Source organism: Pseudomonas sp. R1-1, from assembly GCF_051132135.1.
Taxonomy (GTDB): domain Bacteria; phylum Pseudomonadota; class Gammaproteobacteria; order Pseudomonadales; family Pseudomonadaceae; genus Aquipseudomonas.
Genome location: NZ_CP071663.1, coordinates 2375670 through 2389010, shown reverse-complemented (window position 1 = coordinate 2389010; position 13341 = coordinate 2375670). Strand labels below are relative to the sequence as shown.

Below are 13341 nucleotides of genomic sequence, written 5' to 3'. Positions count from 1 at the left end.
TGGGCGTTTACGCTCGTGGGATTCGGGTTTTGAGTGCCGAATACTTGAGATTCTTGTTATCCACCATTTGCTTGAGCAACGCGTTGACCTGGCGGGTGAACGTGTCGTTTACCGCTTCAGCCGGTGTGTTGCCCATCAGCGGAATGAACCAGATGCCGATCCATGTGCCAACCGCATCGTGGTTGCTGGCGGTGGTCAGGGGCTGACCCGTTCCATCCTGTGCTTCCAGACTCATGGTGTACTGATCGGTGCCGTACGCCGGGATCACACCGAGGCTGAAACCGCTGATGAACCCCAGCACCATCGAACCGGCATTTGGCGGATGGTTGTACATCTTCAGACGCAGGCTGTAGTCGCCCGGCTGCTTCTGAAATTCGTCCAGAGTGACGCGCCCGAACAGGCCTGAGTCAGTGAGGATTTTTTGCAATTGCGGTTTGAGTTGCTCGCGCGCTTGCGGCACTTCCACGGCAGAGGCACTTTTCGGCTCGCCCTGATAGAAATCGAAATCAACGTAGACGTTTGGCTTGTTGGCATAATTTGCCATCGACGGCATGGTCACCGGCGCGACTTCGTCTTTTGTGAAACTGGCACAGCCGCCCAGCGCAAGTACCAGCCCCAGCGCGAGTGTTTTCCCGAATTGCATGATGTCCGTCCCTATGTATACGCAAACAAATGATGGCATTACGCCTTCATCGCGAAGGCCGGGCGGATTCTAGAGAGTGCTGTGGCTGGGGGAAAGCCCGAAAGCAGAAATTTGACGAAAAATATTTGGCGCATCGCAAGTTATCGAGCCAGTCAGGGCATGAAATCCACGGGCAATTGCAGATGATCTTTCATGCGGTCATACCAGGTCTGCAACGCATCGGGCAGCCGGTTTTTCCATTGTGAGACGTTGGTGTAATAACGCAGCCGTGAGTGACCGTTATGGTTCGCCACCAATAAAACCCAATAACGCGCATCACTTGCCCCCATCACGACGCCGGTAGCGCCGAGGCCGCGCATCGACATCTCTGTCACCTCATTGCCCGGAATCTCCTTTGAGGCATCCGCGCTGATCAAGCTGCCAGACTTTTCGATGAGCGTTTGATAATCCTCGCCGAGCAGCGAACGCAGCGCTTGATCCTCTAAAGGCGTGCGCGCCAGACCCAGGCTGAGGAGGTCATAATCGAGCGTCAGCGGCTGCTGCGCAGCAACGAAGCGCCCGGTGTAATACACCCCCAATCCGGCACTGCAATAACCGCCCGCTTCGCCTTGCGAAATGTCCAGCACGCCGTTTACCGGTGTGAATACCAGGATGCAGTCGTCTTGTACGAAAACGGCCTTGCCGTCCTTGAGCTCGGCAATGCCGGTCAGATCCCCGGAATTGCCAGCCTCCGCGGCCGTGATATCGAAGCTGATATGAGTAGCATCATCGCGCTGTGTGATGACGGTTGCCGAAGTCGAAGCACTTGGCGGGATCAATTGCCAGGTGGCGTGCCAACTGAAGGGCTGAGCGGCGTGCTCCAGTTCGGCCAGACGCATCAAGTACGCACGGCGCAGGCAGGCAGCGGAATCGCCACAGGCGTTACGGTTCTTCAACCACTGGCGCTGATCGGTTTTGAGCGTTTTGGCGTTGGCGACCTTGGCCAGAGTCGAATGCCAGAGCGTCGCCAGCTTGTCGTCGAGCTCCGAAATTTGTGCGTCGCTACAGATGGCTTTTTCGGTTTTGCTGACAGCAGCGGCACAATCGAAACTGCTGGCTTGTGTGGCGCCGGCAAACGCAAGGCAGGTCAGAGCAACCATATGACGCAGGTTGGAGATGAACATCGGCAGATTCCATTCTTCAGATGGCGCGCAGTATGCCAGTGCCGGAGCTGGAAATCTGTGACGGGCCTGTTCGGGCGATGGCGGTGTGTCAGGCGTTGGTGATTTGGCTGGGCTGGCGCCATCGCGAGCAGGCTCACTCCTGCAGGTTTTGTGGTGGGCTCAGGGGTCGGGTTAACGCAGGACCATTATGGGCGCCAGCCTGCTGGCGATGGCGGTGTGTCAGCTGGTGATGATTTGGCTGGGCTGACGCCTTCGCGAGCAGGCTCACTCCTACAGGTTTTGTGGTGGGCTCGAGTTTGCGGGCAACGCAGGACCACTGTGGGAGCCAGCCTGCTGGCGATGGCGGTGTGTCAGCCGGTGATGTTTTGGCTGGGCTAATGCCATCGCGAGCAGGCTCACTCCTACAGGTTTGGGGTGTTATTGGAACTGGATGGTCGCCGCCGGCTTGACATCGGTCCGCGCCACGGAGCTGGTGAGGGCGGCGAAGTCCTTGTTGTGTTCGGCAATGATGTCTTCGGCGCTCATCGTGCCGTTGTCCACGGTCGAATGTGCATCTTGCGCGACGACCACGTCATAGCCCAGTTCATGGGCGCGGCGCACGGTGGCGTTGACGCAGTAATCGGTCTGCAGGCCGCAGATCACCAGGCGCTCGAAATCTTCGCTGGGCAACAGCTTGCCGAGATCAGTCTGGTAGAAAGAGTCCCCGGTGGTTTTGCCAACGCGCAGATCTTTCGTCGAAGTCTGCAGATCGTTGGCGAGTTGCCAACCGTCAGTACCGTGAGCGAACGCACCGTCCTTTTCTGCATGTTGAATCAGCACCACCGGAACCCCGGCCTCTCGAGCGCGGCGGCTCAGATCATTGATCGTCGTGATCACGCGGTCGATTTCAAAACACTGATATTCACCAGCACACAGCGCCTGCTGGACGTCGATGATCAGTAATGCGGTGGTCATGTCGAGCCTTCCTTGATCAGTCCTTGAGAATGGGGCGGACCTGAGCCCCCCCCTTTTTACTCCGCTCAATAGCCCAATGACAAGCCGGTATTGCGCCGTGGATCGTTGGCACCGTAAAAGCGGTTCTTGCCCACCGGTTTGCCGCCCAGCGTCGGTGCGCCGACCAGAATCGCAGCGATGTGGTTAGGGTCCTGCGGGCCGGCGAACTTGTGGCCCCAGCTCTCGAGTAACTTTTTCGTATCGGGGCTGGCGGCGAAGTCCTCGAGGTTGGTTTCCTCGGGCATCCACTGCTGGTGGAACCGCGGAGCGTCGACGGCTTCCTGCAAGCCCATGCCGTAGTCGATGACATTGAGCATGGTCAGCAGGGTCGCGGTAATGATCCGACTGCCACCCGGCGTACCGACGACCATGACTACTTTGCCATCCTTGGTGACGATGGTTGGACTCATCGACGACAACGGCGCCTTGCCCGGCGCGATGGCGTTGGCCTCGCCCTGCACCAGACCGTACATGTTCGGCACGCCGACCTTGGAGGTGAAATCGTCCATTTCATCGTTAAGGATCACCCCGGTCTTGCTCGCCATCACGCCCGCGCCGAACCAGTCGTTGAGGGTGTAAGTGACCGACACCGCATTGCCCCACTTGTCGACAATCGAATAATGCGTGGTGTTGCTGCCCTCATGTGGCGCGACGCCGGGTTTCAGTTCGGCCGATACGCCAGCCTTCTGCGGCTGGATCGCATCGCGCAGTTTGGTCGCGTAGTTCTTGTCCAGCAGGTGCTCGATCGGGTTTTTGACGAAGTCCGGATCGCCGAGATAGCTGTTGCGATCCACGTAAGCGTGGCGCATCGCCTCGATCTGGTAATGCATGCCCTGGGCGGAATGGAAGCCCAGATCCTTCATCGGATAGCCTTCGAGAATGTTCATGATCTGGCAGATCACCACGCCACCGGAACTGGGCGGCGGTGCCGAGACCACGTGATAACCGCGATAATCGCATTCCACGGGAGCCAGTTCACGGGTCTTGTATTTGTCGAGGTCGGCCTGAGTGATGATGCCTTTGTTGGCTTGACTGGAGGTCACGATCGCATCCGCGACCCAGCCTTTGTAGAAGCCGTCTGTGCCTTTTTCGGAAATGCTGCGCAGGGTTTTGCCAAGGTCCTTCTGCACCAGCTTTTGCCCGACCTGCATCGGTTCGCCGTTGTGCAGGAAAATCGAACCGGAATCACGCATGTCCTTTTTGAACACGTCGGTGGCGTACTCCAGCAGCTCGACATCGCCCTGCTCCAGGGCGAAACCGTCTTCGGCCAGTTTGATCGCCGGTGCGATCATGTCCTTGCGCGATTGGGTCCCGTACTTGCTCAGTGCCAGCTCCATGCCCGACACGGTGCCGGGCACGCCTACCGCCAAATGACCGCGGGTACTCAGCTCAGGAATGACGTTGCCGTCCTTGTCCAGGTACATGTTCGCCGTTGCCGCCAGCGGTGCTTTCTCGCGAAAATCAAGAAAGGTCTTACGCCCGTCCGCCAATTGAATGGTCATGAAACCGCCGCCACCGAGGTTACCTGCCGCGGGATACACCACCGCCAGCGCATAGCCCACCGCGACCGCCGCGTCGACGGCATTGCCGCCGCTTTTCAGCACATCGACACCGACATGCGTGGCCAGATGTTGTGCGGTGACCACCATGCCGTTTTCCGCAGCGACCGGTGCCACCGACGCCGCGTGAGCCATGAGACAGCTGAGTGCCAGGGACGTCGCAATCAGCGTCTTGGCCAAAGGTTCGTACTTCATGTGTCGATCTCTGTTTTGTTTTAGGGGACGGCGCAAAACCACGTGTAGCGTTTCAAGCGCAATCAGCAGTATGGTCGGCTTTGCGTATTGCGCCTCTCTGCATCGCCGGTATGCTGGTCGTCGTTCAAACTTTGCAGCGGGGTTGCACTGATGCCTTACACATTCATCACCCTGCCCTCGCCGGTCGGCGAGCTGAAGCTGGTGGCGAACGGTTCGCGACTGGCGGCCATCCTCTGGGAAAACGACAAACCGAACCGGGTTCGCCTAGGGCCAATGAGCGAGGCACCGGGCAACCCGGTCCTGCAAAACGCTGCGCGGCAACTGGAAGAATATTTTTCCGGTACCCGCGAACGCTTCGAGCTGGAACTCGACTTCACTGGCACGCCTTTCCAGAAACAAGTCTGGACGGCGCTACTGACCATTCCGTTCGGCGAAACCCGCACCTACAGCCAGATCGCCGAGCAGATCGGCAATCCCACTGCCGTGCGGGCCGTGGGCGCGGCGAACGGGCGCAACCCGATTTCCATCGTCGCGCCATGTCATCGGGTGATTGGCGCGTCGGGGAAGCTGACCGGTTTCGCCGGCGGGCTTGAAGCAAAAGAGCGACTGCTGACCCTCGAGGGTGGCCAGTGGTCGCCCATTGGCAAAACCGGCGAACTGTTCTGACTCAGGCACCGAACAGATTATTCATCGCCGCGTACTGCAACAGCATGATGGTCTTGGCATCGCAGATCTCACCGCGCTGAAACGCCGCCAGCGCCTCGTCGAACGCCCATTCCAGCACTTCCAGCTCCTCGGTTTCCTCCTCCAGCCCGCCACCGTCGCTGACCTTCGAGGTCGCGTCGTATTCGGCGATGAAAAAGTGCAACTTTTCCGTCACCGACCCCGGGCTCATGTAAGCCTCGAACACCTTCTTCACATCGTGCACGCGATAACCGGTTTCCTCCTCGGCTTCATCGCGGATACGTTGCTCTGGCGCCGCACCTTCGAGCAAGCCGGCCGCCACTTCGATCAGTAAACCGTCATGGCCGTTGACGAACACCGGCAAGCGGAACTGCCGGGTCAGCACCACCGTGCGTTTATCGCGGTTGAACAGCAGAATCGCCGCGCCGTTACCGCGATCGTAGACTTCGCGAGTCTGACGCTGCCATTCGCCATTGTTGCGGTGATAGTCGAAGGTGATTTTCTTCAACAAATACCAGTCATGGGACAACACCTGAGTGTCGACGATATTGACCCGCTCGGCTGTGTTGGACATGACGCCTGATCCTTTAGTCATTGATGGCCTCCGGGCCTGCAGATGCCCGGTTATTTGAACGAAAAAACCCAACCATATATCGCCCTACAAGGCATGTCGAACCGTCCTACAGACACTGCCTACTTGCCCGACTTCTTTCTCTTTTGATCCCCCGCAAAGTCCCCGCACCTTTTTGATGTGCGCGAGCGACTGCGAATGTTTGAACCTGATCGGCTCCTGGCCCTGAACAACAGTATCGGTTTGCTGGTGGTGGCCGCGCTCAATCCAAAGCAACCGGATTTCGAAGCCCTGATCGGCGAATTCCGCCTGTGCCTGAACAACTACGACGCCTGGGCCGAGCAGTTCTGGACCGGCACCGCGCTCGACATCGAGCAGGTGTTTACCATCGGCAACGACGTGCGCCTCAGTGCGCCGATCACCTCGCGCCAGCCGCTCAGTTCATCGGTGGTGATGTGCCCGGCCGGCGGGCCGCTGACGCTGGTGCACCTGTTCGAAGCCGCGCGTTTTGTGCCGATCGGCAATACACCGGTGACGCTTGAACCGTTGCTCAGTGAGGTCGACGACGTCCAGACCTTCGGCGAACCGCTGCGCTACACCATCGGCCCCAGCGGCATTCTGCAAGTCACCGACTGCGATCGGGGCCAGCGTTATCGCATCACCTTCTTTCCCGATGTTTCCACTGCGCAGGTGCGGGCGTTGTATGCCTCTTATGAAGGGCTTATCGCGGAACTGGAAGGCTGGCTGCGCGGCGAATGGACCGGGTTTCAGCCGCAGTGGACGGAGTTTTCCAGCGCCGGTTTTCTCGACCGTTACGGGCAGTTGCAACGGGCCGACTGGCGCGGTTTCGAGAACGCGCTCAACGGCGTTTGGGACGACATTAAACAGGTTTTCGCCCTCCTCGCTGACTTGCAGCTCAACAGCGAAAAACTCCTCGAATACCTCAGCGACCTCGAACTGAAAGCGTTGCTCGCAGCCTCCAGCGAGGCCATCGCCAACGCGCTGTTGATGCTCAGCGACGAGCCGCTGCTGTTCATTCATCTGGCCGCGTTTACCAGTTGGCTGAAGATGTTGCCGCCGCAGTACCTCGCCGAAGTGGTGGCCGAGGTGCGGGTCGAACTGCTGGTCAGCTTTCTGTTGATGCGCGTCGCGGGTGGTGCCGGCGTGTCGCTGCGTTTGAGCAGCAAGGTGCTGGACAAGATCAATTCGCCGCGGGCGCGGCAATGGCTGGCCGCCTCGGCACTGCGCCTGGCGGAGCTGAAGTCGACGACGCCGGAACTGAACAAGCATGCCAGTGCGTTGAAACCGCTGATGCTGCATGCGCGTGAGGTGGCGCTGAAACCGACGCCCTCGATCCCGCTGAACATTCGTCAGGCCGATTCGGTGGTGCTGACCGTGCCGAATCCGGCGCCGCTGGCGCGGGCCAAATCTGGCGGCTCGACGCGGATGGAGCGCCACGAGCCGCACGACGACTCCCCCGATCAGGCCAAAAACCCGAACGGCGACAGCGCCGATTGCGTGCCGCTGACCTGCACCAATGGTTGCCCGGTGTCGATGGTTACCGGCGAAGAGCTGCTGACGCTGACGGATGCGGTGCTGGATGGTGTGCTGCCGTTTGAATTCAGCCGTTTGTATCGCTCAAGCGCCGTCGAGATCGACATTGGCCTGGGGTTCGGCTGGAGCCATTCGCTGGCGCATCGGCTGGAGTTTGAGGGTGACTTTGTTGTCTGGGTCGATCATGAAAACCGGCGTACGCGGTTTCCGTTGCCCAGCGTTACGCGGCCGGCGATTCACAACAGTCTGTCGCGGGCGGCGATTTTTCTTGGCGACGAACCGGAAGAGCTGATTCTGGCGCTGGCCGGCGAGGCGGCGCGGTTTTATCACTTTCGCGCCGGACGGCTGACCGCGATCAGCGATGTCTACGGCAATCGTCTGACCCTGCAACGTGACCGCTCCGACCGCATTCAGCGCCTAGACAACGGCGCCGGGCGTTCGCTGCTGTTGCGTTATGACCGGGCGCAACTGGTTAGCGTGGATTATCAGGTGTTTCGTGAGGGCACCTGGCACACCGAGCAGCCCCTCGTTAGTTATGGCTTCGACGCCTATCAAAATCTGATCGAAGCGACCAGCGCGGTCGGCGACAGCGAGCGTTACGACTACGACGACGCTCATGTGATTCTGCAGCGGCAACTGGCTGGCGGCGCGAGTTTCTTCTGGGAGTGGGAGCGCCCCGGCAAGGCTGCACGTTGCGTCAGGCATTGGGCCTCGTTCTCGCAAATGAACACCCGCTACGTCTGGGCCGACGACGGCAGCGTCGCGGTGCAATACGTCGACGGCACCGAAGAAACCTACGTCCACGACGAGCGCGCGCGGCTGGTGCGCAAGGTCGAGGCGGACGGCGGCGAACACCTCAAGGCCTATGACGCGGCCGGCCGGTTGATCGCCGAGCAGGACCCTCTCGGCGCCGTCACCGAATACCGCTACGACGAAGTCGGACGGCTGATCGCGCTGATTCCGCCGGACGACGCGCCAACGTCCTACGAGTACCGCAACGGTTTTCTCTACCGGCGCACCCGCGGCGATGCGGTGTGGATTTATCGGCGCAACGCCGAGGGCGACGTCACTGAAGCGGTCGATCCTGACGGCCACGTCACACATTACTACTACAACGTGCGCGGGCAACTGCTGTCGATCCGCTACCCGGACAGCAGCCGCCATAAGCTGGTGTGGAATCCGCTCGGCCAGTTGACCGAAGAAACCCTGCCCGACGGTGGTGTGCGGCGTTTTTCCTACGACGCATTGGGGCGACGGACGACGACTGCCGACGAACACGGCGCCGTCACCCGCCAGCAGTGGGACGCCGTTGGCCGACTGATCCAGACGACATTTCCTACCGGCAGCATCCGCGCTTACAGCTACGGCGCCTACGGCCAGGTGACCGCCGAGCGCGACGAGCTCGGACGCATTACCCGTTACGAGTACGACGATGACCTGCACCTGGTTTCACGGCGGATCAACCCCGACGGCACACAGGTGCAGTACCGCTACGACCACGCGCAACTGCTGCTCACCGAGATTGAAAACGAGTCGGGAGAAAAATACCGGCTGGACTACACGCCGACGGGATTGATCCGACAGGAAACCGGCTTCGATGGACGACGCACGGCGTATGCCTACGACCTGAACGGGCATCTGCTGGAGAAGACCGAATTTGGCGATGACGGCTCGCAGCTGGTCACCACCTATAAGCGCGATGCGGCCGGACGCTTGCTGGTCAAGACCCTGCCCGATGGCATCAAGGTTGAATATGCCTACGACCGTCTCGGCCGTCTGATCGCCGTCGACGACGGCCACAACCACCCGCTGGCCTTCGAATACGACCGTCAGGATCGGCTTATCACCGAACACCAGGGCTGGGGCACCCTGCGTTACGCCTATGACGCCTGCGGTCAGCTCAAGCGCCTGCGCCTGCCGGACAACAGCAAGCTCGATTACCACTACGCCAAGGGCGGCGCGCTGAGCGCAATCGACCTCAACGGCACGCCGCTGACCCGCCACGTCTACCAGTTCGGCCGCGAAGTGCAGCGCCAGCAAGGCCTGCTGCTCAGCGAATATGCCTACGACGAACAGGGAAGATTACTGGCTCACGCCGTAGGCCATCAGCGCGATTCGCTCTACCGCCGCGATTATGCCTACAGCGCCAACGGCAACCTCGCCCACATCGCCGACAGCCGCCACGGCCAACGCACCTATGGCTACGACGCCCTCGACCGGCTGATTCGCGTCCGCCATTCGCGCGACGAACTGCCGGAATCCTTCGCCCACGACCCGGCCGGAAACCTGCTCATGCAGGACCGCCCCGGCCCGAGCCAGATCCTGGGCAATCGCCTGCTGATGCAGGGCGACCGGCATTACGACTACGACGCCTTTGGCAACCTGATCCGCGAACGCCGCGGCAAAGAACAAGCACTCGTCACCGAATACCGCTACGACAGCCAGCACCGCCTGATCGGCATGACCCGCCCCAATGGCCAGACCGCCACCTATCAATACGACGCCTTCGGCCGGCGCATCCGCAAAACCGTCGACGGCCAGACCACCGAGTTCTTCTGGCAAGGCGAGCAGATCGTCGCCGAAAGCAGCGAAAACGAATACCGCAGCTACGTCTACGAACCCGGCACCTTCCGCCCACTCGCACTGCTCGACGGCAAAGGCCCGAAAAAAGCCTGCCCGTTCTACTACCAACTCGACCACCTCGGCACGCCGCAGGAACTCACCGACTACGGCGGCGACATCGTCTGGTCCGCGCAATACGACGCCTATGGCAAAACCGCCGCGCTGACCCTGGCTGGTGACGATTACCTGAACCAGCCGCTGCGTTTTCAGGGGCAGTATTTCGATGTTGAAAGTGGTTTGCACTACAACCGTCACCGGTATTACGACCCGAGATTGGGACGCTATCTGACACCGGACCCGGTGAAGCTGGCGGGTGGGTTGAATCAGTACCAGTACACACCGAATCCGACGGGGTGGGTGGATCCGTTGGGGCTGGCTTGCACTCCGTGTCCCGGGGCGGTACAGGCAGATGGACCGTATAGTGAAATTGTTCCGGGTGGAGGCTTAGCTGCCCACGAGTCTCGAGGTGGACATGCTATTGCGAGACATGTCAATAGATCGGAAACGCAATTGAGAGCTAGACTGATAACTGAGCCAAACATACCTATTGCGTCTACATTTCATAACAGGACGGAGGCTGAAGCTGCACTCTCGCATGTTATCAATAGCAACAAAGTAAATATCGACGATTTTCTAGCAGGTAACGCAAATAATTTTGTGATTAACGAGCGAATGTCTGCTCCTGCTGGTATTGGTGTTGTAAGACAGAGTGGCACGCTAGAACCGCTATTTAGTATTAGATTAGTGCTGCGGCGAGATGCGACTTCACCACTTGGGTATTTTATCTTGACGGGATTTGTAAATGATAACTGAAGATTTTCCTAGGCTATTCCAGTTTCTCGGGGCCTATTTTCATGAGGACTGGATGTGTGAATTCGACTCAGCTAATGAGGTAATGGAATCTTTTGTGGCGGACTCCGACGAACTCACTACGCAACAGGTGTTAAAGGAAATTGATATCTTACTAGGGTCAAATCTAACGGAAAACAATCTACGCGATTTCCTATTGAAAGAGATGAGCTGTAGCTATTGCTACTGGAACGAATGGGCTTCTGGCGAGATATGGCTACGTCACATCGAAAAGAAATTGAACGACAGCTTGGCTGATCCGCATCCACACCGATGAAAGCCTGACGCCCGGCTCCAGTTTTACGAGTGATAGAAAATTAAAGCCAGAACTATCAAATGGATCGAGTCAGCCCGCGTCGGCGATCAGTTACCGGGCTGACGCAGTAGCCACTTCGCAAACAAATGCCCGGTGGTATCACCGGGCCTGTTTGTTCGCAACAGCGAGCCACGGAAAACAATGTCAATGTGCACTCAGGACAACTGCGCCTGAAACTCCTTCTCATACTCCCCAGCCAACTGCTCTTTCTGCTTCTCATCCAGAAGCTTTCCAGCCATCTGAAAAAACTTATGCTCTTCCTCCTCAAGATGATGATGAACCTTGTCCGACAGCTTCTTCGCCGTCGCCAGCCAGGCTGGGCTGGACATCTCGGTCTCGTCGAGTTCTTCCATCATTTCGTCCATTTCATGGTGCTCGGCGATGGCATGACGGCTAAGGTCGACACCTTCATCCATGGCCATCAACGGGATATAGAAGTGGCGCTCCTCGGCAGTTTCGTGGGCTTGCAGTTCCGCTTTCAGCTGTTTGTAGGCCTCGACCCGCTCTGGACTGTCGCCGCTAGTTTCGATCAAGGCTTTGGCGTAGCTGCGCTGGCGCTCGTGGCTTTCACGCAAGGCTTCGAAAATATTCATGGGGGTCCTTGTTGGCGGCGTTCGGGAATGACGCTGTAAACGCTAGACCCGGCGCAAGCGAAGCGGTTCCAAAGCGTAGGCAAGCGCTTGGAAAATGAGCGTCGGGCAGGATAGGCTGCGAGTTCTTAAAACAAGGAAGTCCCGCATGAATCTGCGCATCGAGTTGTCAGAAAATTCCACGGAAGACGAACGAAACGCCATTCTGGCGCCGCTACATGCCTACAACGTGGCGAAGGCCGGCATTGCGGTTTCACAGGCCCTGACCCTGCTGGTACGTGACGATGACGGCAAGATTCTCGGCGGGCTGTATGGCCGGCTCGCGTGCCAGTGGCTGTTCGTCGATCTGCTGTCAGTGCCTGAAGCAGGCCGGGGCCAGGGCATTGGTTCGAAGCTGATGCGCATGGCCGAAGATCTTGCACGAGAGAAAGGCTGCATCGGCGCCTGGCTCGACACGTTCGACTTTCAGGCGCCTGAGTTCTACAAGAAGCTCGGGTATAGCCAATTTGGTGAGATCGTCGACTATCCACCAGGGCACAAGCGGCATTTCTTTCAGAAGCGTTTTGCAGGGTGAACGTAGCGGCGCCTTTGCGAGCAAGCTCCCACCCTGGTTTTGTGTCGACCACACATCCAGGGTAGGAGCGAGCCTGCTCGCGATGGCGGCATAAGCCGCATCGCTGAACTGGCCTAGAGACAGGTCGCCAGCGCCGCCAACCGGCGCTTGGCAACAAAATCGTCTTTCTGCGCGTAGTAATTCAGTGTCGTGCCCGAAGCGTCAGTGATCACGTCAACGAACGACTCCGCCGAACGGGTATACACCGTCGTGCCGCCCGCATTGCGCGGTTCCATATAAGCCGCCGCATCCACGCCGAACACCGCCTCATCCTGCCAGCCAAACTGCACGCACTGTGCGACGACTTTTTCAGCCTTGTCAGAGGTCAGGACTTTGTAGGGAGTTTGGGTCCGCGCATCGTTCATCACCGAACCCGCACAGCCGGCGAGCATCGTGGCCGTCAGCGCTAACATCAGAATTCTCATCGCATTCGCTCGTTGGCAAAAAGCGGACTGTATCACCGCCCCCGCTGAAATCGTTCTGCTTTACTGCATTTATCGCGAGACAGACGCACAGCGCTGCGGCACCCTAGAGTCATCAGCCTTACAAGGAAAACACATGGCGCCTACCGATCAGCGACATGAGCATGCTCTGAAATTATTTCTCGACGCACGTCCCGAGTTGCGCGAAACCCTCGACCACCTCAACCCGTTGCTGGCGCAGGCCAAGGGCGAAACCCAGGCGCAATATCGTGAAGAACGACTGCACGAAGCGTTTGAAGCCGAGGCGGAAAGTCAGGGGTTGTTTGCCTGGGAGCTGACGTTGCAACTGACGGCAGATTCGCCAGAGGAATACCAGGCGCAGCGTCTGGAAGTGCACCGCGAAGTCGCGGAAATGGCCGGGATGGATTGGGTCGAATATTGCGATTTATATGGCATCAAGCCGTAACCAATCGTAGGAGCGAGCCTGCTCCCCGATAGCGGTGTGTCAGGCGAATATCTTGTAAACGACACACCGCTATCGCGAGCAGGCTCACTCCTACAGGGATA

General features: G+C 58.9%; 12 protein-coding genes. 5 read left to right on the top strand and 7 right to left on the bottom strand.

Annotated elements, in window-relative coordinates; genetic code table 11:
* Nucleotides 1-7: 7 nt before the first annotated feature.
* The 4 genes from J3P75_RS10860 to ggt form a co-directional block, all read right to left on the bottom strand.
* On the bottom strand, nucleotides 8-643 hold the full coding sequence (locus tag J3P75_RS10860) for a hypothetical protein (protein WP_434710347.1): 636 nt from the start codon (nucleotides 641-643) through the stop codon (nucleotides 8-10).
* Between the two features lie 152 nt (nucleotides 644-795).
* Entirely contained in the window at nucleotides 796-1806 is a 1011-nt protein-coding gene (locus tag J3P75_RS10855) for a lysozyme inhibitor LprI family protein (protein WP_434710345.1), read from the bottom strand.
* Between the two features lie 417 nt (nucleotides 1807-2223).
* Entirely contained in the window at nucleotides 2224-2760 is a 537-nt protein-coding gene (locus J3P75_RS10850; protein WP_434710344.1) for a cysteine hydrolase family protein, read from the bottom strand.
* 65 nt (nucleotides 2761-2825) lie between these two features.
* Nucleotides 2826-4553, bottom strand: coding sequence for a gamma-glutamyltransferase (ggt, locus tag J3P75_RS10845; RefSeq protein ID WP_434710342.1), 1728 nt, complete (start codon nucleotides 4551-4553; stop codon nucleotides 2826-2828).
* Nucleotides 4554-4703: 150 nt separating this feature from the next.
* On the opposite strand from ggt, the gene J3P75_RS10840 reads away from it, so the two are divergent.
* Nucleotides 4704-5219 (top strand): methylated-DNA--[protein]-cysteine S-methyltransferase, encoded by a 516-nt coding sequence (locus J3P75_RS10840; RefSeq protein WP_434710340.1) that lies wholly within the window; start codon nucleotides 4704-4706, stop codon nucleotides 5217-5219.
* Between the two features lies 1 nt (nucleotide 5220).
* On the opposite strand, the gene J3P75_RS10835 is transcribed toward J3P75_RS10840, so the two are convergent.
* The gene (locus J3P75_RS10835; protein ID WP_203418586.1) at nucleotides 5221-5811 is read right to left on the bottom strand and encodes an NUDIX domain-containing protein; all 591 of its coding nucleotides are present in this window, start codon (nucleotides 5809-5811) and stop codon (nucleotides 5221-5223) included.
* 195 nt (nucleotides 5812-6006) lie between these two features.
* Between J3P75_RS10835 and J3P75_RS10830 the strand changes: the two genes are divergently transcribed.
* The gene (locus J3P75_RS10830; protein WP_434710338.1) at nucleotides 6007-10797 is read left to right on the top strand and encodes an RHS repeat-associated core domain-containing protein; all 4791 of its coding nucleotides are present in this window, start codon (nucleotides 6007-6009) and stop codon (nucleotides 10795-10797) included.
* A complete protein-coding gene (locus tag J3P75_RS10825) occupies nucleotides 10787-11110 on the top strand; it encodes a contact-dependent growth inhibition system immunity protein (RefSeq protein ID WP_434710336.1) in 324 nt (107 codons plus the stop codon). The genes J3P75_RS10830 and J3P75_RS10825 overlap by 11 nt, the downstream gene beginning before the upstream one ends.
* Before the next feature lie 194 nt (nucleotides 11111-11304).
* Here J3P75_RS10825 and J3P75_RS10820 read toward each other — a convergent pair whose 3' ends face one another.
* Nucleotides 11305-11742 carry a hemerythrin domain-containing protein gene (locus tag J3P75_RS10820; RefSeq protein ID WP_434710334.1) on the bottom strand — a complete coding sequence of 146 codons (438 nt, stop codon included), beginning with the start codon at nucleotides 11740-11742 and terminating at the stop codon, nucleotides 11305-11307.
* Nucleotides 11743-11887: 145 nt separating this feature from the next.
* Here J3P75_RS10820 and J3P75_RS10815 point away from each other — a divergent pair, with 145 nt between their 5' ends.
* Nucleotides 11888-12313 (top strand): GNAT family N-acetyltransferase, encoded by a 426-nt coding sequence (locus tag J3P75_RS10815; protein WP_434710332.1) that lies wholly within the window; start codon nucleotides 11888-11890, stop codon nucleotides 12311-12313.
* A gap of 113 nt (nucleotides 12314-12426) precedes the next feature.
* Here J3P75_RS10815 and J3P75_RS10810 read toward each other — a convergent pair whose 3' ends face one another.
* Complete coding sequence (locus J3P75_RS10810) at nucleotides 12427-12777, bottom strand: hypothetical protein (protein ID WP_434710330.1); 351 nt, start codon at nucleotides 12775-12777, stop codon at nucleotides 12427-12429.
* Nucleotides 12778-12910: 133 nt separating this feature from the next.
* Between J3P75_RS10810 and J3P75_RS10805 the strand changes: the two genes are divergently transcribed.
* Entirely contained in the window at nucleotides 12911-13240 is a 330-nt protein-coding gene (locus tag J3P75_RS10805; protein WP_434710328.1) for a DUF6388 family protein, read from the top strand.
* The last annotated feature ends 101 nt before the right edge of the window (nucleotides 13241-13341 follow it).

Excerpts from the sequence above, each read along its gene's own strand:
- J3P75_RS10860 (WP_434710347.1), bottom strand. The coding sequence starts at position 643 with ATGCAATTCGGGAAAACACTCGCGCTGGGGCTGGTACTTGCGCTGGGC.
- J3P75_RS10855 (WP_434710345.1), bottom strand. The coding sequence starts at position 1,806 with ATGTTCATCTCCAACCTGCGTCATATGGTTGCTCTGACCTGCCTTGCG.
- J3P75_RS10850 (WP_434710344.1), bottom strand. The coding sequence starts at position 2,760 with ATGACCACCGCATTACTGATCATCGACGTCCAGCAGGCGCTGTGTGCT.
- ggt (WP_434710342.1), bottom strand. The coding sequence starts at position 4,553 with ATGAAGTACGAACCTTTGGCCAAGACGCTGATTGCGACGTCCCTGGCA.
- J3P75_RS10840 (WP_434710340.1), top strand. The coding sequence starts at position 4,704 with ATGCCTTACACATTCATCACCCTGCCCTCGCCGGTCGGCGAGCTGAAG.
- J3P75_RS10835 (WP_203418586.1), bottom strand. The coding sequence starts at position 5,811 with ATGTCCAACACAGCCGAGCGGGTCAATATCGTCGACACTCAGGTGTTG.
- J3P75_RS10830 (WP_434710338.1), top strand. The coding sequence starts at position 6,007 with ATGTTTGAACCTGATCGGCTCCTGGCCCTGAACAACAGTATCGGTTTG.
- J3P75_RS10825 (WP_434710336.1), top strand. The coding sequence starts at position 10,787 with ATGATAACTGAAGATTTTCCTAGGCTATTCCAGTTTCTCGGGGCCTAT.
- J3P75_RS10820 (WP_434710334.1), bottom strand. The coding sequence starts at position 11,742 with ATGAATATTTTCGAAGCCTTGCGTGAAAGCCACGAGCGCCAGCGCAGC.
- J3P75_RS10815 (WP_434710332.1), top strand. The coding sequence starts at position 11,888 with ATGAATCTGCGCATCGAGTTGTCAGAAAATTCCACGGAAGACGAACGA.
- J3P75_RS10810 (WP_434710330.1), bottom strand. The coding sequence starts at position 12,777 with ATGAGAATTCTGATGTTAGCGCTGACGGCCACGATGCTCGCCGGCTGT.
- J3P75_RS10805 (WP_434710328.1), top strand. The coding sequence starts at position 12,911 with ATGGCGCCTACCGATCAGCGACATGAGCATGCTCTGAAATTATTTCTC.